The sequence below is a fragment of the Novosphingobium nitrogenifigens DSM 19370 genome (genome assembly GCF_000192575.1).
GTDB classification, from domain to species: domain Bacteria; phylum Pseudomonadota; class Alphaproteobacteria; order Sphingomonadales; family Sphingomonadaceae; genus Novosphingobium; species Novosphingobium nitrogenifigens.
This window is the reverse complement of sequence record NZ_GL876933.1, coordinates 843,269-863,880: the sequence shown is the minus strand read 5'-3', so window position 1 is coordinate 863,880 and position 20,612 is coordinate 843,269. Positions and strand designations below refer to the sequence as shown.

18 protein-coding genes are annotated in these 20,612 nt (G+C 65.3%); 7 read left to right on the top strand and 11 right to left on the bottom strand.

The window, feature by feature from the left end:
• On the top strand, positions 1 to 181 hold a 181-nt coding region (locus Y88_RS13980), incomplete at its 5' end, for an alpha/beta fold hydrolase (RefSeq protein ID WP_040702560.1).
• Between the two features lie 4 nt (positions 182 to 185).
• Here the strand turns inward: Y88_RS13980 and Y88_RS13975 are convergent.
• The 5 genes from Y88_RS13975 to Y88_RS13955 all read right to left on the bottom strand — a co-directional run bounded on the left by Y88_RS13975 (position 186) and on the right by Y88_RS13955 (position 8,138).
• Positions 186 to 1,112: a response regulator transcription factor gene (locus Y88_RS13975; RefSeq protein ID WP_018075433.1), complete on the bottom strand. Its 927-nt coding sequence runs from the start codon at positions 1,110 to 1,112 to the stop codon at positions 186 to 188.
• Positions 1,109 to 4,516, bottom strand: coding sequence for a hybrid sensor histidine kinase/response regulator (locus Y88_RS13970; RefSeq protein ID WP_008070355.1), 3,408 nt, complete (start codon positions 4,514 to 4,516; stop codon positions 1,109 to 1,111). Before Y88_RS13970 ends, Y88_RS13975 begins: the two co-directional genes overlap by 4 nt.
• An 87-nt stretch (positions 4,517 to 4,603) precedes the next feature.
• Entirely contained in the window at positions 4,604 to 6,331 is a 1,728-nt protein-coding gene (locus Y88_RS13965) for an ATP-binding protein (RefSeq protein WP_008070353.1), read from the bottom strand.
• Positions 6,332 to 6,453: 122 nt separating this feature from the next.
• The gene (locus Y88_RS13960; RefSeq protein ID WP_018075435.1) at positions 6,454 to 7,197 is read right to left on the bottom strand and encodes a TIGR02186 family protein; all 744 of its coding nucleotides are present in this window, start codon (positions 7,195 to 7,197) and stop codon (positions 6,454 to 6,456) included.
• 26 nt (positions 7,198 to 7,223) lie between these two features.
• Positions 7,224 to 8,138 (bottom strand): sulfite exporter TauE/SafE family protein, encoded by a 915-nt coding sequence (locus tag Y88_RS13955; RefSeq protein WP_018075436.1) that lies wholly within the window; start codon positions 8,136 to 8,138, stop codon positions 7,224 to 7,226.
• A 207-nt stretch (positions 8,139 to 8,345) separates the two neighbouring features.
• Between Y88_RS13955 and Y88_RS13950 the strand changes: the two genes are divergently transcribed.
• Positions 8,346 to 8,804 (top strand): Dps family protein, encoded by a 459-nt coding sequence (locus Y88_RS13950; RefSeq protein WP_008070341.1) that lies wholly within the window; start codon positions 8,346 to 8,348, stop codon positions 8,802 to 8,804.
• A gap of 91 nt (positions 8,805 to 8,895) precedes the next feature.
• On the opposite strand, the gene Y88_RS13945 is transcribed toward Y88_RS13950, so the two are convergent.
• Positions 8,896 to 9,303 carry a hypothetical protein gene (locus Y88_RS13945; protein WP_008070338.1) on the bottom strand — a complete coding sequence of 136 codons (408 nt, stop codon included), beginning with the start codon at positions 9,301 to 9,303 and terminating at the stop codon, positions 8,896 to 8,898.
• 158 nt (positions 9,304 to 9,461) lie between these two features.
• On the opposite strand from Y88_RS13945, the gene Y88_RS13940 reads away from it, so the two are divergent.
• Positions 9,462 to 9,995, top strand: a complete 534-nt coding sequence (locus tag Y88_RS13940; RefSeq protein ID WP_008070336.1) for an NUDIX domain-containing protein — start codon at positions 9,462 to 9,464, stop codon at positions 9,993 to 9,995.
• Here the strand turns inward: Y88_RS13940 and dinB are convergent.
• Positions 9,984 to 11,126, bottom strand: a complete 1,143-nt coding sequence (gene dinB / locus Y88_RS13935; protein WP_008070335.1) for a DNA polymerase IV — start codon at positions 11,124 to 11,126, stop codon at positions 9,984 to 9,986. The two genes, Y88_RS13940 and dinB, sit on opposite strands and share 12 nt — an antisense overlap.
• 81 nt (positions 11,127 to 11,207) lie before the next feature.
• On the opposite strand from dinB, the gene Y88_RS13930 reads away from it, so the two are divergent.
• Positions 11,208 to 12,488 carry a multidrug effflux MFS transporter gene (locus Y88_RS13930; protein ID WP_008070334.1) on the top strand — a complete coding sequence of 427 codons (1,281 nt, stop codon included), beginning with the start codon at positions 11,208 to 11,210 and terminating at the stop codon, positions 12,486 to 12,488.
• Here the strand turns inward: Y88_RS13930 and Y88_RS13925 are convergent.
• The 3 genes from Y88_RS13925 to apaG all read right to left on the bottom strand — a co-directional run bounded on the left by Y88_RS13925 (position 12,483) and on the right by apaG (position 15,910).
• Positions 12,483 to 14,366 carry a putative bifunctional diguanylate cyclase/phosphodiesterase gene (locus tag Y88_RS13925; RefSeq protein ID WP_232281075.1) on the bottom strand — a complete coding sequence of 628 codons (1,884 nt, stop codon included), beginning with the start codon at positions 14,364 to 14,366 and terminating at the stop codon, positions 12,483 to 12,485. The genes Y88_RS13930 and Y88_RS13925 overlap by 6 nt on opposite strands.
• A gap of 212 nt (positions 14,367 to 14,578) precedes the next feature.
• A complete protein-coding gene (locus tag Y88_RS13920) occupies positions 14,579 to 15,415 on the bottom strand; it encodes a LysR family transcriptional regulator (protein WP_026166842.1) in 837 nt (278 codons plus the stop codon).
• 96 nt (positions 15,416 to 15,511) lie between these two features.
• A complete protein-coding gene (gene apaG / locus Y88_RS13915) occupies positions 15,512 to 15,910 on the bottom strand; it encodes a Co2+/Mg2+ efflux protein ApaG (RefSeq protein WP_008070329.1) in 399 nt (132 codons plus the stop codon).
• A gap of 118 nt (positions 15,911 to 16,028) precedes the next feature.
• Between apaG and recO the strand changes: the two genes are divergently transcribed.
• From recO to Y88_RS13900, 3 genes are all read left to right on the top strand, one after another.
• A complete protein-coding gene (gene recO / locus Y88_RS13910; RefSeq protein WP_008070327.1) occupies positions 16,029 to 16,637 on the top strand; it encodes a DNA repair protein RecO in 609 nt (202 codons plus the stop codon).
• A gap of 77 nt (positions 16,638 to 16,714) precedes the next feature.
• Positions 16,715 to 17,770, top strand: a complete 1,056-nt coding sequence (gene leuB / locus Y88_RS13905; RefSeq protein WP_008070325.1) for a 3-isopropylmalate dehydrogenase — start codon at positions 16,715 to 16,717, stop codon at positions 17,768 to 17,770.
• 11 nt (positions 17,771 to 17,781) lie between these two features.
• A complete protein-coding gene (locus Y88_RS13900) occupies positions 17,782 to 18,912 on the top strand; it encodes a glycosyltransferase (protein ID WP_018075438.1) in 1,131 nt (376 codons plus the stop codon).
• 231 nt (positions 18,913 to 19,143) lie between these two features.
• On the opposite strand, the gene Y88_RS13895 is transcribed toward Y88_RS13900, so the two are convergent.
• Positions 19,144 to 20,526 (bottom strand): phospholipid carrier-dependent glycosyltransferase, encoded by a 1,383-nt coding sequence (locus tag Y88_RS13895; protein WP_008070322.1) that lies wholly within the window; start codon positions 20,524 to 20,526, stop codon positions 19,144 to 19,146.
• Positions 20,527 to 20,612: the final 86 nt, after the last annotated feature.

Below are 20,612 nucleotides of genomic sequence, written 5' to 3'. Positions count from 1 at the left end.
TGCGCCCACGCTCATCGTCTGGGGCCGCGACGACCGCTTCGTGCCGATGGACGTGGGCCTGCGCCTGCTCGCCGGGATCGCCCATTCCCAGCTCCACGTCTTTGCCCGCTGCGGCCATTGGGCCCAGTGGGAACATGCCGACACTTTCAACGAACTCGTGCTCGCTTTCCTCGCGCGCTGAACGATCACTCGGTCAGGGTTCGCACCGCCAGAGCCGCCGCCGCCGCACGGGTTTCGACGCCCAGTTTCTCGAAAATCTGTTCGAGATGCTTGTTCACCGTGCGCGGCGAGATGGTCAGGATTTCGCTGATCATCCGGTTGGGCTTGCCGTAACTGAGCCAGAGCAGGACTTCGGCCTCGCGCAGGGTCAGGCCATGCAGTCCCTGCAACCGAGCGACATAGGCGGCGGGATTGACATCGTTCAGCCGAACGAGCGTTTCCTCGCCTCGCAACTGCGTCACCCGCACCAGTTCGAGCGTCGACTGCGCCAATTCGACCCGTACCGAGCGGCCCCCGCTTTCGGCCAGAAGACGCGCGATCGGCCCGCGCAAGTCCTCGGGCAAAGCTCCGGGGGCAAGCGTCCAGCCCGGAAAATGCTCGGACAGCAGCGTCCCGGCATAAGGCGTCCACCATTTGAGCTGCCCCACCGGATCGAGCGCGATCAGGTGACGGCCCGACGCATCGAGCGCTGCCTGGCTGCTTTCCGAAACCCGCGCATTGTTCATGTGCACCCGCACGCGCGCGATCAGTTCGGCCACGACCAGCGGCTTGCGCACATAGTCGACCCCACCCGCGTCGAGCGCGGCAAGGACATGCTCGCTTTCGGTAAGGCCGGTCATGAAGATCACCGGAATCCCGGCCGTCGCGGGATTGCCCTTGATCGCGCGGGTCGCCTCGAAACCGCCCATCCCCGGCATGACCGCGTCCATCAGGATGAGGTCGGGACGGATATGGTTGAGCAATTCGATCGCCGCCTCGCCGCTTGTCGCGATCAGCACGCGAATGCCGTCGGCTTCCAGCGTCTTGGACAGGAAATGCAGCGATTCCGGCGTATCGTCGACCACCAGAACGATATCGGCGCGCGGGGATGGTGCGGGGGCAGAAAGGCTCATGTCACATCCCTGATCGCAGCGGCCAGCCCGGCAAGATCGAAACGATCGAGACAGGCAAGCAAATGTCCGGCCAGTGCATGCGCCTCGGGCACGGCTTGTTCAAGTGCGCGCACGCTCTGCTCGATCCCGCGCACGTCGCCGATGCGGATGCCGCTTTCGATCTCGGTCAGATAGGCCCGCGCCGCCTCGGGCAGCTTTTCGGCGGGGTCGGGCGTCGCTGCGATCAGCGCCTCGGGCACGGTCGCCCCAGTCCAGCGCAGTTTCAGTTCGCGCCCGACGACATCGAGCAGAGTGCCCAGTTCAACGGGCTTGATCAGGAACATGTCGTGCGAGGCGCTTCCCGCATGACGGCGCAAGTCGTGGGCATCGGCCGAGACCATGACGATGCGGATTGCCTCGCCGAACGTCTCGCGCAGGGCCTTTGCCACGTCCCATCCCGAAAGGCCCGGCATCGACACGTCGCACAGGACCAGTTCGGGCTGCTCTGCCTGCGCAAGCGCCAATCCCTTTGCCCCGTCGGGCGCGGCATGGACCGCAAAGCCGAGCGGTTCGAGCAGGCTGCGCAAGAGCCGCAGCTGATCGGGATCATCGTCGATCAGCAGGATCGAGCGCTGCGCCCCTTCATAGCCTTCGATCGCCTGGGCGACTTCGCCTGCCGCCGGATCGGCGGCGCCCATGACTTGCCCCAGCCGCAGGCGCACGGTGAACGTCGCCCCCTTGCCGGGAACGCTTTCGACCTGAATGTCCCCGCCCAGAATATGCACCAGCGCCGCCGTGATCGCGAGGCCGAGGCCGATCCCGCGCTGGCGCTGCGCCTCGGGATGGCTGCCGCGCTCGAACGGGGCAAAGATGCGTTCGCGATCCTCTGCGGCAATACCGATGCCGGTATCGGCAATCGTGAAAGTCGCCAGTTCCGGGCGGAACGCGACGGTAAAGCGGACCGAGCCTGCCTGCGTGAACTTGATCGCATTGGAAAGGAGATTGATCAGGATCTGGCGCAGGCGTTTCTGATCGGTGCGGACATAGGTCGGAATGTGCCCGGTGCAGCGATAATCAAACGCGATCCCCTTGGCCTGCGCCTGCGGCACGAACATGCTGGCGATCTGATCGAGAAAGGGTTGCAAACGCACGGTGTCGTTGCTGATCCGCAGCACTCCGCTTTCGACATGGCTGATGTCGAGCAGGCCTTCGACAAGATTGGTCAGGTGCTCGGAACTGCGCCGGATGATACGTGCAGCTTCGGCCGGGGCAATATCGTGCCCGCGCTCCATCAATTGCGCATAGCCGTAAATCGAATTGAGCGGCGAGCGGATCTCGTGGCTGACGGCCAGAAGATAACGGCTCTTGGCCGCATTGGCGGATTCGGCGGCTTCCTTGGCGCGGTGCAATTCGCGGGTGGTGGCGCCGTGGGCGGCGATTTCCTCTTCCAGCGCGCTGACGTGATGATCGGCTTCCTTGAGCGCGGCACGGCGGCTTTGATGCACCAGCACGACGATCCATCCGGCAACCCCGCCCAGGAACAACAGGATCACCAGCACGATCAGCATCGTCTCGCGCAGGGAAGCGAGCGCATCCCCGGCAAGGAAACGCGACAAGCGCCAGGTGACGCCACCCACGATTGCGGTTTCAAGCGCCGCGACCGCCGTCATGACCATGGCGAAATGGCCGAGCGGGCTGTGGACATGGCGGCCCAGCGCAGCGGGCAGGAGATGTTCGAGCCAACCCGCGACCTGCTCGGTGGCGCGGCTGTCGACTTTGCACCGGTCGTGACAACGCGCCTCCAGCGTGCAGCAGAGCGAGCAGATCGCCCCACGATGCAAAGGGCAAAACGCCATGTCGGGCGCATCGAAGGCGTTCTCGCAAATGGTGCAGGTCGCCATGGCGTCTTCCGCGATCCGGTCGGCCCGGCGCGCGATGTACCAGCGCCCTCGTGTCGCGAGCGCAATGAGCGGCGCCGCGACGAACGCGACGCCAAGCCCCAGAACCGGCGCGAACGCGCGGGCGACATCCCCGGCAAAGCCCAGCCACGCCAGCAGAGAGACGAGGATCGACAGGGCCATCGCCCCCACACCCACCGGATTGAGATCGTAAAGGTGCGCGCGCTTGAACTCGATCCCGGCTGGCGACAGGCCGAGGGGCTTCGACACCATGAGATCGGCGGCCAGAGCCCCGATCCAGCCCGCCGCGAGCGAGGCATAGACCGGCAGGACCGCCGTCATCAGCCGCCCGATCCCGAATTCCATCAACAGGACCGCAACGCCGACATTGAACAGCATCCACACCACGCGCCCGGGGTGGTTATGCGTCAGCCGGGCAAAGAAATTGGACCACGCGATCGATCCGGCATAGGCATTGGTCACATTGATCTTCATCTGGCAGACGACGACAAGCACGCCCGCCAGCGCCAGCCCGAACCAGCCGTTCCCGGTCATGGCGGTGAAAATCGCGCGAAACATCGCGATCGGGTCCTGCGCCGCGGCGGGGCCGAAGCCGCGCTGCAACAGGTAATGCGCAAGGAACGACCCCAGGAGCAGCTTGCCCCCACCGATCAGCGCCCAGCCCGGCCCCGCTCCGACGAGCGCCGACCACCAGCCGAGCGCCGCCGGTCGCGCCGGGCGCGGCATGAACCGCAGATAGTCAGCCTGCTCCCCGATCTGCGGCAACAGCGACAGCAAGGTCGAGACCGCAAAGCCGAAGGGAATGAGCGAGAGCCCGCCATGCCCGCCATCGAGTCCGGGAAAGGCCGCCCATTGCGCCAGTGCGGGCCTTTGCCACAGGCCGATATAGGCGATTGGCGCCAGTTGCAGGGCGATCCACACCCCCTGCGTCGCGCGCTGGAACCGGGTGATCGCGCTCATCCCGTAAAAGGCGATCGGGATCACCACCAACGCGCTCACCAGATAGGCAAGCGCCAGCGGCAGGCCGAGCAACGCCACCAGCGCATTGGCCATGATCGAGGCTTCGACCGAGAACAGCAGGAACGTGAACGAGGCGTAGACCAGCGAGGTGATCGTCGAGCCGAGATAACCGAACCCACCCCCGCGCGTCAGGAGATCGATGTCGAGCCCATGCCGCGCGGCATGAAGCGCAATGGCAAAGCCCAGCGCGAACATGATGGCCACAGTCGCGGCAATCGCGGCCACCGCATTGGCAAAACCGAAAGCGAGCGTGATCGAACCGCCGATCGCTTCGCAGGCAAGGAAGGCCGTCGCACCGATGGCGGTTCCCGCCACGCGCCCTGCACTCCAGCGCCGCGCCGAGGCGGCGGTGTAGCGCAACGCGTAGTCCTCCATCGTCTCGCTGGCGACCCACTTGTTGTAGGCCCGCTTGTCACGGAGAACATAGTCGCCCCCCGCGCGCGGCACTGCGCTGTCGGCGGGTGGGGAAACGGACGAGAGGGCCATTTCCCCTGATAGGCGCGCGGCCCGCAGGCGCGCATGGGACGTTTGACGTATGCCCGACTGCCGTCACGAGGACGGCAAGCGGGAGCGTCAGCGGCTCTGGGCGCGCCAGCGCTGGGTGGTGCGCTCGACCATGGCTTCCTCGCCGCCGGACTTGGCCCACTGCACGGCAAAGGACGGGTCGGCCGAAGCCGGACGCAGGCGCGGATCGAGATCGTCGAACGCGACCCGCATGGGAATGGTAACGCCCTCGCCGCAGATGATGCATTCGCGGTTGCGCAGCGCCGGGATCACGTCGAGGAACCCGCGTGCGCCTTCGGGCATGGCCGCGCGCACATGGGCCTGGTCGCGTTCGTTGTTGAGACGCATCGCAATGATCGTGCCGCACTGCGACAGCACGCCTTCGGCAAGGTCGGACGGGCGCTGGGTAATGAGGCCAAGGCTGACCCCGTACTTGCGCCCTTCCTTGGCGATACGTGACAACACCCGCGCGACCGACGACCCGTCGGAATTGCGTTCATTGGGAACGTAGCGGTGCGCTTCCTCGCAGACCAGCAGGATCGGACGGGTTTCCTCGTCACGCGCCCAGACGGCAAAGTCGAACACCAGCCGCGACAGCACCGCGACCACGGTCGAGGTAATTTCCGACGGCACGCCCGACACGTCGATGATCGAGATCGGCTTGCCGTTGGCGGGCAGGCGGAACACGTTGCTCAGGAACGAGGTCATGCAATCGCCGACCAGCATCCCCGAGAACATGAACTGGTACCGGGGATCGGCGCGGATTTCCTCGATCTTGGCCTTGATCCGCTGATAGGGGATCGATCCGGTCCCCTTGTCGAGCTTGCCCATCTCGTTCTGGAGAATGTTGAGCAGGTCGGAAAGGAGATAGGGAATGGGCGAATCGACGGTGATCTTGCCGATTGCCGAAGCCAACCGGTTCTTCGCCCGTGCCTGTTGCAGGCACCGTGCGAGAATGTCGGAATCGACCACACGGTCGGACCCGCTCGAAGTCAGGAACACTTCGCAATGTTCCTCGAAATTCATCAGCCAGTACGGCATCTGCAGGTTCGACACGTCGAGCAGGTAGCCGGTATCGCGAAAGGCCTGCATATATTCGCCGTGCGGATCGATCATCACGATGTGTCCCTGCGGCGCCAGTTCGCAGATCCGGTGGAGGATCAGCGAGGCCGAGGTCGACTTGCCGGTGCCCGTCGAACCGAGCAGGGCGAAATGCTTGCCCAGAAGCCCGTCGATATAGAGCCCACCCCGGATGTCGCGAGTGGGATGGACCGTTCCGACCGAAATGCTCGCGCGGCCGTCGCTCGCATAGATCTGGCGCAAGTCGGCGCTCGACGAGGCATGGACCATCGCCTGCGGGGTCGGATAGCGGGTAACGCCGCGCCGAAAGGCAAAGATCTCGCCGGTCAGGCGCTCTTCATCCCCTTCGCCAAGGAAGTCGACTTCCGCGACGATGCCGCCGTGGCCTTCCTGCTGCTGGGCTTGGCGCATCTTGCGCACGATCCCCAGAAGCCAGGAACGGCCGACGCGGATCTTCACCTGGCTGCCGACCTGTCCCGACATGGCAACGGCCGGATCGCTGTCGGTCCCGCAATCCTGAAGCCGTTCGGGATCGAAGACGACCATGCACGAACCGCCCGCCACGTCGCGCACGACGCCGATCGGCTGGCGCAGATTGCCTGCGGTCGACTGCGGCGCGGAGCGCGGCAGCGGCGGCATGTTGCCGGCCTCGCCATCACCGGAGCCTGCACCAGCCCATTCGGCACGAAGGGTGTGGTGGCTGCTCATGTCCGTCATCGGATTTCAATCCCCCTGCGCCAGAACGGCGACATATGCCGACGGGATTAGGCCGGGACGGTTAATATCGGTCTAACGGCAAATGCTTAGAGGACGTTGGGAGATCAGGCTTGCACCCGGATTTACACCCGGGCGAACAGGCGTCCGGCGATCCAGCCCATGAGCACCGACAGCGCCACCGCACACAGGCCATAGACAAGCCCGGCATGTTGGGCCGCAACCGCAATGAAACGGGCAAATCCCTGTTTCCCGACCGTAATATGGGTCATCGCCGAAGCCACAACACGCCCCTTGCGGATAGCAAAGGTCTCGGCGGTATAATCGCCGGTCGGCACGCTGGAAGGCAAGGCGATGCGCGCCTGATAGAGTACCCGATTGCTGATCCGCACGGCGCCGGGATCTTCGTGATAGAGCCCCATGCGTTGCATATGTTCGACAAGGCCGTGGGCAAAGCGTTGCTGCCGGGCCGGGTCGATCGATCCGATCGGCGACAATTGCAGCCAGGCGAGCCCCAGTTCGTAAATCGCCGCCGTGCGCGCATCGACGATCTCGGGCACCGGCCGGGAAGAGGCAACCGCAAAGAAGCCGGGCGCGGAACGGAAACTGCTGCTCGCCGCATTGATCCAGATCCCGGCAACCTTCCGCTTTTCGCGGACAACGACAGCGCGGGCCGGGCCTTCGACCACGACGACGATGTCATAGTCGTCGGCCGTCGCTGCCCCTTCGGGTGGCAGGATCGCGCCATAGAGAAGAAGATCGGCCCCGGTGAACCCCTGCTCAACACGGATTTCATGCTGCGAGACTTCGGGCACGAGAACAGGCGCCGGGGGAACCGGATCACGCGCACCGACCAGGAACAGGGCCATCGGCAGGAAGGCGAGACGAAGCCCCCTCACAAGCCGACGACCGTATAGATTTCATCCGGGCGCCACCCGAGCCCCAGCGCCATGCGCACCGCAACGGCAAGCACAATCAGCGCCAGCACCAGCCGCAGCACGTCGGGCTTTGCCTTTTGCGCGAACAGGGCCCCGATCTGCGCCCCCAGCACCGACCCCACCAGCAAGAGCGAAGCGAGCACGAGATCGACCGCACGCGTCGTCAACGCGTGCATCATCGTCGTCGCCATGGTCACGAACAGGATCTGGAACAGCGACGTCCCGACCACGACCGTGACGCTCATCCCCAGAATGTAGAGCATCGCGGGAACGAGAATGAAGCCGCCGCCGATCCCCATCAGCATGGTCAGGATGCCGGTCGCAATCCCCAGCAGCAGCGGCGCGAGCGGCGAGATATAGAGTCCCGAACGATAGAACCGCCACCGCAAGGGCAGGCTCGCCACCAGCGGGTGATGGCGACGGCGACGCGCCTTTTGCGCACGCCCGGTCTGCCGCGCGCGAATGGCACCAAACGATTCGACCCCCATCAGCGACCCGATCGAGCCGAGCATGACGACATAGAGCACGTTGATCGTCGTATCGATCTGCCCCAGTGCCTGCAGCACGCGGAAGAGCAAGGCGCCGATCCCGGTGCCGATGACCCCGCCCGCGATCAGCACCGCGCCGATCTGGTAATCGATGCCCCCACGCCGGGCATGGGCCAGTGCGCCCGAAACGCTCGCCCCGGTCACCTGGCTCGCCGCCGAAGCCGCCGCGACAGTCGGGGGGACACCATAGAAGATCAGCAAGGGCGTGGTGAGAAAACCGCCACCGACGCCGAACATGCCCGACAGCAGCCCGGTCAGCGCGCCAAGGCCGACAATGACCAGTCCGTTGACGGCAAGATTGGCGATCGGAAGATAGACGTCCATCCTGCCCGGGACGCTAGCTGGCTTGGGCGCGCCACGCCATGCTTTTGTCGCCACGATCGGGAAAGCCCTTGGCGGCGGATGGCGGGAGAACGGCTTCCGATCGAAATTGATCGGATTGTTCAATCATTGTGGCGAAACTTATTCTCTAAACCTTTCAGCCTGTGAGGAGTATCAGGCCTCCAACACCTCGTGCGAAAGGGAAAACCAATGCCCGGTGACAATGCAAAAAAGGCGCTGATCGACAGCCTCAACGGCCTGCTCGCCGATCTCTTCGCGCTCTATATCAAGACCAAGAACTTCCACTGGCACGTCGCCGGTCGGCAGTTCCGCGATCTCCATCTCCTGTTCGACGAACAGGCGACCGAGATTTTCGCGCTGACCGACATCGTGGCCGAACGCGTGCGCAAGAACGGTGGCGGCACACTGACGTCGATCGGAGCGATCGCGGGCAAGAGCGTGATCGCCGACGACGACCGCAGTGCCCTCGACGCGCTCGACATGGTGCGCACCTTGCGCGACGACAATGTCACGCTAATCGCGCGCATCCGGGCGGCCAAGGCGGCGGCAGGCGAAGCGGGCGACAATGCGACCGACGGCGCCTCGGACGACTGGACCGATCAGGCCGAACAGCGCGTGTGGTTCCTCACCCAGATCCTGGGCGGGTAAAAACGCGCTTCATACGGCCCTGCACGTTTCGCTCAGGCGGCGCGGCCTTATACCAACCTGCGATGAGAGAAACTCCTCGCAGGTTGGTATATCAGCTCGCCTGAGGTTCATCCTGTGTCTCGGACGAAGCGGCCATCGCCGCTTCGCACGGGGCAAGCCGGGCTTCGAAAAGACCCTGCAGGCTCGCCGCGTCCCGGCTCGCGGCGACCTCGTCGCCAAGGGCCTGCTGACGGCGGGCGAAATCGGCCCGCGCTGTCGAAGGATCGGGGGCCTGGGCCCGCGCCTTGTCGAACCAATAGCGCGCGAGCCCGGCAAGACGTTCGGCCTGGGCCCGATCCCCGCCAGCCTCGTCACTACCCGCCTCGGCCGATCCGGCAGCACTGTCATCGGCGAGAAGCCGGGCCAGCACTGCTTCTCCGACTGCGCAGTCCATGGCGTGGGCGTAATCGAGATGCCCGCCCTGTACCGGTGTCATCGCCAGCGCGATCGCGATCAGCATGGCCGCTTGCTCCTTCTTCCCTTGCGGGACCTTCCGGCCTCCGAGCCGTCGCCCGGGCCATGACAGAGGCTACCCCTCGTTGTCGAGCCTGCGGGGAGAGAACGGGAGACCACGTATCACGGGGGGACAATCGCGGCGGCAAGCGTTACCATGACCCGATGACGACTTCACCGCGTGCAAGACGCACCATCGCTACCAACCTGATCGAGCTCGTGCCCCCTGCGCTCCATCGTGGACTGCTCCGCCTGTTGCAGCCGGTTCGCCTGCGTATCTGGGGCCTGCTTCGTCGCGAAGTGGAGGGCATCATGGTGCTCGGCTTCACCGACGACGGACGTATCCTGCTGGTCCGCCATTCCTATCACCTTGCCGATCAATGGCTGGTGCCGGGCGGTGGGCGCCATCGCGGCGAGGACGCCCTCACCACAGCCAGACGCGAAATCGTCGAGGAAACGGGATGCGCGCTCGAGGACGCCACCTGCTTTGCCACGGTGCGCCGGTCCATGCGCGAAGGTTGGGTCAACCGCATCGATCTCGTCACCGGGACCGTCATCGGTCTCCCGCGTGCCGATGGACGTGAAATCGTCGAAGTCGGCCTGTTCCCCCTCGACGCGCTTCCCCCGACTACATCGGACATGACGCGCGAACATATCGTCCGCTGGCGCCTGTGGCGCGATACGGCATCAAAAGGGTAACACCCCCTGCCCTTGGGCGGCGGGCTCGGCATCCCCGTCGGACCGGACGTCGCCCCCTTCGCTCGCGCCATCGAGGCCGGACAGCGTCAGCCCCATCAGTCGGATCGGCTGCGGCAACGGCAGCAGGGCGTCGAGCAATTCGCGCCCTGCCCGCGCGAACTCGTCCTGATCGGCAACGGGGCGGGCGAATGATCGGGCGCGAGTGATCGCCTGGAAATCCGAGGTCTTCAATTTCAGCGTGACCGTGCGCCCATGCACGCCCGCCTTGACGATGCGAGCCCAGACGATCTCGGTGATCTTGTCGAGCGCCTCGCGCAAGGCGGTTCCCGATGACAGGTCGCGGTCGAACGTGCGCTCTCCGCCCACCGACTTTCGCGGGCGATCGGGTTCGACCGAACGCAAGTCGATGCCGCGTGCCGCCCGGAACAGGTAATCGGCCTGCGCCCCGAAATGCTTGCGCAGGACGGCAAGCTCAACCCCGCGCAGATCCGCCCCGGTGCGAATGCCCAGGGCCTCCATCCGTTCAGCCCCACGCGGCCCGATCCCGTGGAACCGCGCCACCGGAAGTCCAGCGACGAAGTCCGCGCCTTCGCCCGGACGGATCACGCACAGGCCGTCGGGCTTGTTCTGGTCCGACGCGAGCTTGGCCAGAAACTTGTTGTACGAAACCCCGGCGCTGGCGGTCAGGCCGGTCTCGGCCCGGATACGCTGCCGGATGATTTCGGCAATCCGCGTCGCCGAACCGATCCCGCGCAGATCCGCCGTGACATCGAGGTAGGCTTCATCGAGCGAGAGCGGTTCGACGAGCGGGGTATAATCGCGAAAGACCGCGTGGATCTGGCGGCTGACCGCGCGATAGACGTCGAAGCGCGGGGGGACAAAGACAAGTTCCGGGCACAGCCGCGCCGCCCGGGTCGAAGGCATGGCCGACCGCACCCCGAACGTCCGCGCCTCGTAACTTGCCGCCGCAACGACTCCGCGTGCCGCTGCTCCACCGACCGCGACCGGACGCCCGCGCAAGGACGGGTCGTCGCGCTGTTCGACACTGGCATAGAAGGCATCCATGTCGATATGGATGACCTTGCGAAAACCGGACGTGGAAGGCTCGGGTGGCTCGCCCATCGCGTGCATTCGTAGCCCAGCCCCACCCGGACGGCAAATGCCGCGCGATCGGGGGTAGGAACCGGGTGCCCCTGTGCCTATAGCGGCCTCATGCGATCCCCCCCCAGTTCCGCCGCCAGCCCCGCTTCCGCCGGTTTCCCGATCGGCTATTTCGAATTCGTCGCGATGATGGCCGCTACCATGGCGCTGCAGGCTCTTGCCGTCGACGCCATGCTGCCCGCACTGGGCCTGATTGCCGAGGATCTGGGCGTGTCCGATCCCAATCGGCGCCAACTGGTGGTGGGCGTGTTCCTGGTCGCGGCGGGGATCGGCTCGCTCCTGCCCGGACCACTGTCCGACCGCTTCGGGCGCAGACGCGTGCTGCTGGTCTGCTTTGGCGGGTACATCGCGATGGCGCTGGGCTGTGCCGCGGCGCCGAGTTTCGAGATGCTGATCGCGCTGCGCGTGGCGCAGGCACTGGCGAGCGCAGGGCTATCGGTCCTGCCCGCTGCGGTCATTCGCGACCGCCATGCGGGCGATGCCATGGCGCGCATCCTCTCGACCGTCTCGATGATTTTCATGATCGCGCCGATGGTCGCGCCGACTCTGGGGCAAAGCGTCCTGCTCTTTGCCGGATGGAGGGCCATTTTCGGCCTGCTGGCCCTGCTCGGCCTGATCATCGGGGGATGGATCGCTTTACGCCTGCCCGAAACGCTCGATGCGACCCATCGCCAGCCGATCCGGCCCGGCGTGATCGCCCGGAACATGGTGGCCGCCGCCACGCATCGCCGCTCGGCAGGCTATGTCGTGGGTGGATCGCTGACGTTCGCCGCACTCCTGGGTTACATCAACACGTCCGAACAGCTCGTCGCCGAGCATTTCGGCGCCGGAGCCATGTTCCCGCTGCTGTTCGGCGCAACCGCCCTGATGATGAGCAGCGCAAGTTTTCTCAACGCCCGCATCGTCGAACGCTTCGGCGCGCGGCGCGTGTCCCAAAGCGCGCTGCTGCTCTATCTCGTGTTCAGCTGCGTCCAGTACGTTCAGGCCCAGTCACCGCACGAAACCTTGTGGCAGTTCATGCCGGTCATCGCGCTCAATGCCTGCATGCTCGGCTTCATCGGCGCCAATTTCAGCTCGATCGCGTTGCAGCCTTTCGCCGGGACTGCGGGTGCGGCAAGTTCGGTGCAGGCGTTCCTGCGCATGGTCATCGCCGCCAGCCTCGGCATCATCATCGGGCAGTCCTATGACAACACTGCCCGGCCGCTGGCCATCGCCTTTGTCGCCTGCGGCGTCGGCGCACTCGCGCTCGTGCTGTTCAGCGAAAAGGGCCGCCTGTTCACCCGGCGCGAGCCCGCAGCACCGCGCGGCCCCCGCCACGGGACCGCATCATGATCCGGCAAAGCGCCGCGACAACTGCCCGAGCGAGGCAAGCAAGGACGCAGCCCCATCAGGCCGTCCGAAATGGAAGCCCTGCATCCGCGTGATCCCGAGCGCCCGGGCCGCTTCGGCCTGGGCATCGCTTTCGATCCCCTTGATCGTGCACCCCAGCCCGAGTTGCCAGGCGAGAGCCACGATCATGCCCGTCATGGCCCGCGCACCCGGATCGGTCGGCAGGGCCGAGGCCAGCGTCCGGTCGAGCTTGATGAGATCAAGCGGCAGGTCACGCAATTGCGACAGGCTTGACCAACCGGTGCCGAAATCGTCGAGCGCCACGCGAAAACCCCGTTCGCGCATGGCTTCGAGTTGATAGGTCGCGCGCCGGGGATCGGCCAGAAGCGCCTGTTCGGTCACTTCCAGAATAAGGCTTTCGGCCCGCCCGCCGATTTCCTCGACAATGGCGCCGAGCATCTCGACCGTCCCCTCGCGCACGACATCGCGCGGCGAAAGATTGATCGAAAGACGGATCCCGGTTTCCCAGGGCCGACATTCGGACAAGGCGCGGGCCAGCACGACCCGCGTCAATTCGCTCTGCCGTCCGGTCGCCTCGGCCAGTTCCATGAACATGCCCGGCGGTTGCCAGTTGATTCCATCGGGCGACCAACGGGCAAAGGCCTCGGCCCCGACGATCCGTCCGTCGCGGGCATCGACCACCGGCTGATAGAGCAGGCGCAGCCGTTCCTCGAGCACGCTGTCGTTGAACTGCCGCGTGATGAGAGTGCGGCGGCACAGTTCTTCCTCGTCGTCCGGACCGAACAGGACCGTTGCCCCCTCGCCCAGGGCCTTCGCCTTGTAGAGCGCCGCATCGGCCCGTTCGAGACAGGCCCCGGTCGTGTTCTCGTTCGCACGGTAAAGCCCGATCGAGGCAAAGATGCGCAGGCGGGTTCCATTGAAGGGCACCGGTTCGCGTACCGCGCGGGACAGGCGATGACACGCCGCGACCGCCTGATCCGCGTCGAGCGACGCGTCGAACAGGATCGCAAATTCGTCTCCCCCCAACCGGCCGTGCGCCAGCATCCCGTGCAATGCCGCGATCCGTTCCGACACCGTGCGCAGGACTTCGTCCCCGGCGGCATGGCCATAAGTGTCGTTGACGTGCTTGAACCCGTCGAGATCGACCAGCGCCAGCCACGGGCGAGGCGAGACTCCCCGCTCCAGATCGCTGCGCAGCCGCTTGAGAATCGCCCGGCGGTTGAGCCCGTCGGTCAGTTCGTCGATCGTTGCCCGACGGTAATTCGAACGGGATTCGTCCGCGACTTGCGACAGCCGCCGGGTCAAATGGCGGCCCAGCAGTTCGAGCCGGACGAAATCGCGATGGCTGACCACGATCGTCAGCAGCATGGTCCCGGTAAAGATGATCTGCGCCAGCGACAGGGCAAGTCCATTGCTCCTCCACCCCGCCAGAACCACACCTGTCGTCGGCACCAGCAAGGCGAGCGCGATCGACCGCACCATCCGGCGACCGTGCGCAAGCGCCAGAACGGTGATGAATCCCGTCACACCCAGCATGTATTCGAGCAGAAGCCGCTGCTCGTCCGTGCCATAGGGGGCAAGAACGGCCGTCCAGGCGAGGAAGACGATGCAAAAGCCGAGGCCCACGCCCGCCATCCGCGCAAGGATCCTGCGCCTTTCGACCTGAGACACGCGGGCAATCTGCGCCGGGCGCCAGATGAACGAACGGACGAGAGCGAATATCGCGAGACCACCCCCGGCCCCCTCGAGCCAGATCGGCGCCGTTCCCGCAAACCGGTACAGCACGAACAGAATGTCCAGAAGGGCAGTCAGGTAAATCGTCGGCGCGCGGCGAGCGATGCTGCCGGCATAGACATCCACGAATGAATCGGGCCCACGTTCGCCAAAGGCGATCCGGACACGTCGCAGGATCCGGGCCACCCCAAGGCGACGCCTGCGCGCAATCGTCATGTCTGGAATCGGCCGCCACTCATGGCGAACCGTTTTAGCCGTCTCGGGTTAAATTGCCGTCAACGCCGCGATTCCTGTACCATTACGCCGCCTAACTCATACAATATATTGATTAAAAAGATTTATTCCCCCAAAATATCCTGCCTCTGCAGAGCCGAGATCAGCGCCTTGACCTTCTTTTGTCGCCATTGCGGCAAAGGCGCGACCAACCAGTACCCGCGCCGCCCTTCCTCGGGCGCTCCCAGGGCAACCACGCGTCCGTTCGCGACGGCCGCTTCACCAAGCAGACGAGGCACCCGCGCCTTGCCAAGGCCCGCCGAGGCCGCGCTGATCGCGGTTCCAGCATCGCCCACAGAAATGTGGACGTCGCGGGGACTGTCACCGGCGGTTTCGGTTTCCCCGAGGGGATCGCCCGGCCATGCGATCCACGGCGCATCCTCACCCACGCCTGGGGCTGCCACCACCAGCGTGCCCGAAGGCCCGAGCGGGATCCCTTCGAGATCGCCCGGCCCTTCCGACCAGCGCACCGCGAGATCGAGATTGGCCTCGGTGAAATCGACGTCGCCCTCGCCCCCGACCAGCGAGAAGCGCAAATGCGGACTGTCGCCGCGAAAGGCAGCAAGCCGGACCGAAAGCCAGGCGGCAAAGAAATCGCGCGGGCAGGCAATCGTATAGACGTGGCTCGACTGCCCGGCCTGGATCGCCTGAACCCCTTCCTCGAACCGGAGGAACCCTTCACGCACCGCGTCGAGCCCTGCCGCCGCTTCGTCGGTCAGCTCCAGCCCCTTGGACGTGCGCCGGAACAGGATCACACCGAGCAAGTCCTCGAGCGCGCGAATCTGCTGCCCGACCGCCGCAGGCGTCACAGCCAGTTCGTCCGCCGCGCGGGTAAAGGAAAGATGCCGCGCCGCAGCATCGAGCACGCGCAGGCCGTTCAAAGGGAGGTGGGTACGCTTCATCCCGACTTCCATCACGCCGCGAGACGGGGTTTGTCAATCAGGCGCGCGGTCCAAGTACCGGTCCGGCACCCGATCGCGTCAACCTGTGTGTATCAATCACCCGGCCGTCGCGGGAACTGCCAGCGCAAAGAACGGGATCGCCACTTCGAAAAGCGATCCGTCCGCCCGGCGCATGGTATAGTGTCCTTCCATGCTTCCCTGCGGGGTCCCGAGCGGGCAACCCGACACGTAATCGTGCGACTGCCCCGGCACCAGAACCGGCTGTTCCCCGACCACGCCTTCGCCGTCGACGAAATTGATCACCCCGTGCCCGTCGGTGATTCGCCAATGGCGGCTGATCAGCTTGATCTGCTCGTCGGAGTCGTTCTCAATGCGGATATGATAGACCCAGAACCACTTCCCTGCCTCGACCCGGGACTGTTCGGGAAGGAAGTTGACCGCTACTCTGACAGTCACGCCCAGAGTGGTCGCCGCATGCTGGAACAGCTGTTTCATGGCTCAAGGCTATCGCACATTGACAAGCCTTCCAACGCCGATCTTTGTGCAATGCGATGAAATGTTGCCCCTTCGCCTCCCCCACTGCGGTTGAACGGCCCCGTTCAGGGCAGCATCGGTGCTGATCCGGGTCGAGGCGATCCTGTGCGCCATGCGCCCGCACGGAGAGCATGGCGGGATCATCCGCGCCCTGACCGGCGACCACGGCATGGTCGCAGCCTATGTCTCGGGGGCACGCGGGCGAACCTTGCGGCCGGTGCTGATCCCGGGCAACACGCTGGCGGTCGAGATCCGGGCCCGCGGGGGAAGCCAGCTTCCCGGCGCCCGGACCGAACTCGTGGCCAGCCGCGCCCCCTGGCTCGGCGAACCGCTGCCGGCAGCCGCGATCGACTGGGCCACCGCGCTTACCGCCGCGACTTTGCCCGAAGGTCATCCCTACCCCGCCCTTCACACCGCGCTCGGCGCCTTGCTCGACGCGATCTGCCATGCGCCCTCCGCGCGGGGATGGGCGCGGGTCCTTGCCGGATACGAAGCGCTTCTCTTGCGCGAAGTCGGCTATGGCACGGCCCCCTCGCCGCCGCCCGAGGAACCCTGGAGCGACCTTCTCGCGCGGCTCGACCGTCAGGGAAACGCCATCGCCAATCGCCTCCTGCCCGACCGGCGCGGGTATGTTCTGTCGTCCCGCGAACTTCTCATGCAGCGGTTACACAAAATCACGGGCGATTGACCCGAAGGGCCCGGCGAGGCAAAGGGCTCCCCTTGGCATCACGCCAGACGATCACGTCAGACCACCACGAGGCTTCCATGAAAATTGCGGTTCTGCCGGGCGACGGCATCGGTCCTGAAGTCACACGCGAAGCCGTGCGGGTGATCGAGGCGCTCGATCTCGGTATCGAACTTTCGGAAGCTCCGGTCGGCGGCGCGGCCTACAAGGCCAAGGGGCATCCCCTGCCGCCCGAAACGCTCGCCCTGGCCCAAGCGTCGGACGCCATCCTCTTCGGTGCGGTCGGCGATCCCGATTGCGACGCGCTCGAACGCCACCTGCGCCCCGAACAGGCCATTCTGGGCCTGCGCAAAGCCCTGACTCTCTTTGCCAACCTGCGCCCCGCGCGGGTCTTTGCCGGGCTCGAAGGCGCCTCGGCCCTGCGCCCGGAAATCGCGGCTGCGATCGACCTTGTCATCGTGCGCGAGTTGAACGGCGACGTCTATTTCGGTGAAAAGGGCTTTCGCACCAACGCTGCGGGCGAACGCGAAGGCTATGACGTCATGAGCTACAGCACGAGCGAAGTGGAGCGCATCGCCCACATCGCATTCCGCACCGCCATGGCCCGCCGCCGCCGCGTCTGCTCGGTGGACAAGGCCAATGTGCTCGAAACCTCGCAGCTGTGGCGCGATGTCGTGATCGAAGTGGCCAAGGGCTATCCCGAAGTCGCGCTCGAACACATGTACGTCGACAATGCCGCGATGCAGCTCGTGCGCAATCCGGGCCATTTCGACGTCGTCCTGACCGGCAATCTGTTCGGCGACATCCTTTCCGATCAGGCCAGCATGTGCGTCGGCTCGATCGGGATGCTCGCCTCAGCCTCGCTCGGCGAACGCCAGACCGCCTACGGCACCTTCGGGCTTTACGAACCGATCCACGGCTCGGCCCCGGACATCGCGGGCAAGGGATTGGCAAACCCGATGGCGACCATCCTGTCGGCGGCCATGCTGCTGCGTCACTCGCTGGGTCAGGCCGCTGCCGCCGACCGCATCGAGGCCGCCGTTGCCAGGACACTGGCGGACGGCATTCTGGGTCGGGATCTTGGCGGAACGGCAGGCACCACGGAAATTGGTGACGCCGTGCTCGCAAGGTTGTAAGCGCGCGCGCCATGCTACAACTCGCAGTCATCTTGCCGACATACAACGAGCGCAAGAACATCAGCCGCATGGTCGCGCGGCTCGATGAAGCGCTCAAGGGCTTTGAATGGGAAGCCATTTTCGTCGACGACAACAGCCCCGACGGCACTGCCGACGAGGCCCGTCGCATCGCGCGCGAGGATTCGCGAATCCGCGTGATCGAGCGAATCGGGCGCCGGGGCCTTGCGTCGGCCGCAATCGAAGGGATGTGCGCGGCCTCTGCGCCGATCGTCGCGGTCATGGATGCCGACGGTCAGCACGATCCCTCGCTTCTGCCGCAAATGTATGCGGCCGTGACCAGCGGCGACTATGACGTTGCCTATGCCTCGCGCTTTGCCGAAGGAGCAAGCACCGAGGCCTGGGGCCGCCCGGACCGCGTCAAGGCGTCCGGCATTGCCAATTCCATCGCCCGTCGCGTAACCGGGGTGCAGCTTTCGGACCCGATGAGCGGGTTCTTCATGTTGCCCGCCACGATCCTGCGCGCCGATGCCCATCGCCTGTCGGGCGTCGGATTCAAGATCCTGCTCGACATTCTCGCCACGGCCGACGAGCCGCTGCGGGTCAAGGAACTCCCTCTAAATTTCGCGGCGCGCATGGAAGGTGAATCAAAGCTCGACCGAACGGTCGTTTTCGAATTTCTGATCGGCCTCTACGACAAGTGGCTCGGCCGGATCATTCCCACGCGTTTCGCCCTGTTCGGCACGGTCGGCGCCCTCGGCGTCGCGGTGCAGTTCGCGATCCTGTGGTTCGTGCTCAGCGTGGTCCTGCGCGAGCGCTTCGTCTATGGTCACTGGGCCGTGGGCGAAACGACGTTCACGATTGCCAACACCATCGCAGCTCTGACAGCGATGACGTTCAATTTCGTGCTCAACAACGAACTGACTTACGCCGACAAGCGCCTTCGCGGCTTTGTTCCGCTGGTCAAGGGCTGGGCCAAGTTCGCGCTGACCTGCTCCATCGGCATCCTGTCGAACATCGCCAGCGCCGATGCACTCAAGCGGATGCACATCAACGACGTCGTCGCGGTTCTGGTCGGCATCGTCCTCGCCGCGGTCTGGAACTTTGCGCTGTCGAGCAAGTTCGTCTGGGGCAAGTACGGCTGACCCCGGACAACCGTTCCGAAACGAAAAGGGGGCCTTTCGCGCCCCCTTTTTTGTTGCCCGCAAACCACGCAGCCCAATGATGCTCAACCCCGTCACCCCGGACTTGATCCGGGGTCCCGCTTGATCCCTGACGCCGAAGGGGAAGACACGCCGACGAACCGCGCGAAGGAAGCGGGACCCCGGATCAAGTCCGGGGTGACGAGAAAGAAAACCTCAACGCCACGCGCCCGCTTACCGCCAACTCTTGAGCCACATATAATCGACGTAGCCCTTCTTCCCGGGCAAGGGGCCGGCCGAAATGATCGGATAGAACCCGATGGAGACGATCACGGTCAGGACCAGCGCCGTCTTGGCAGGCCATTTGAGCCCATTGTCCCACCATGTCCCCAGAACCAGCGCGAGAGCGGCCATGAGGAAGCTCGCGGCAAGTTCGTAGTGGTAATAGAACTGCACCGGCTTGCCGTTGATCGCCCAAAAGATGAGGCTGAGGACGTAAAGCACGAAAACGAGCGCAGGCACCGCTTCGCCACGCCAGGCTTTCCATCCGCACCAACCCAGCGCGGGCAATCCGGCAAGCATGGTGAAGGGATTGCCGAGCATGAGGATGCCGCGCTGCGCCCCGTCGACCGGTTCATAGAGGAACCAGATCGGGCGCAGGTTGAACACCCACTGCCACCACCGGCTCATGTAATGGTGCGGCTTCACCACGCTGTCCTGCAATTGCAACATGTAGCGTTGCCACGGGATCAGCCCGGAAAACGTCATCGGCTGAACCTTGTAGAAGAACGCCGGGGCGAACGTCGCAAGATAGACCACCAGAGGCCAGAGCCCGAGCCAGAGCGCCGCTTCCAACAGGGAAACGCCGCGCACCGGCCCTGCACGCGTCGCCAGGAGCCATCGGGGCAAAGCTCGCCCGGCCTGTGCGAGCGCGGCCGGGACACTCGCCGGGCGCTGCATCGGCACGAGATCGAGCGCGACCGCGCGCTGCCATGCAAAAAGAAGGCCCGGCAGCACCATGAGCGGCGCCCCGTTCCATTTCCCGCCGAGCGAGAGCCCGAAAAACAGCCCCGCCAGGATAAGGTGAATGCGGCCGCCCCGCCGTGCAGCCCATTGCGCACGCGCCGACAGCGCCCATTGCCACATCGCCAGCGCCAGCATCGAGGCCATCGCCATGTCGAGCATGGCGATGCGCGACAGCACGAACCAGATGAAATCCGTGGCCAGAAAGGTCGCGAACAACAGCGACACGCGGCGCGATCCCGACAGCCACCACATCGCCCGCGCGCCCGCGAACAGTCCCGCCGTCCCCAGCACCAGATTGGGAAAACGCCAGCCGAACGGATGATCGCCGAACAGGCGGATGCCGATCGCGATCATTTCCTTGCCGAGCAGCGGGTGTTCGGGATTGAGCCGCTTGGTCAACTCGATCAGCCGCCGTGCCGCCGGGACATAGTGGATCTCGTCGAACATCATTTTCGACGGGATGGCCAGACGGCACAGCCCGAGGAAAAAGAACGCCCCGACGATCAGCAGCGTGGGGATGAGCGGATCGCGCCGGGTGAGAAGGTCGCGCGTGGCCCGAACGGGAGCCGCGAGGAAAGCAGGGGTGGCCATTTCTGCGCCCGCGCATACGCCAAGCCCAGCGCGGGCGCAATCTGGTCCCGACAGGCCGCGCGGACCTTGCGACCGAACCCGAAACC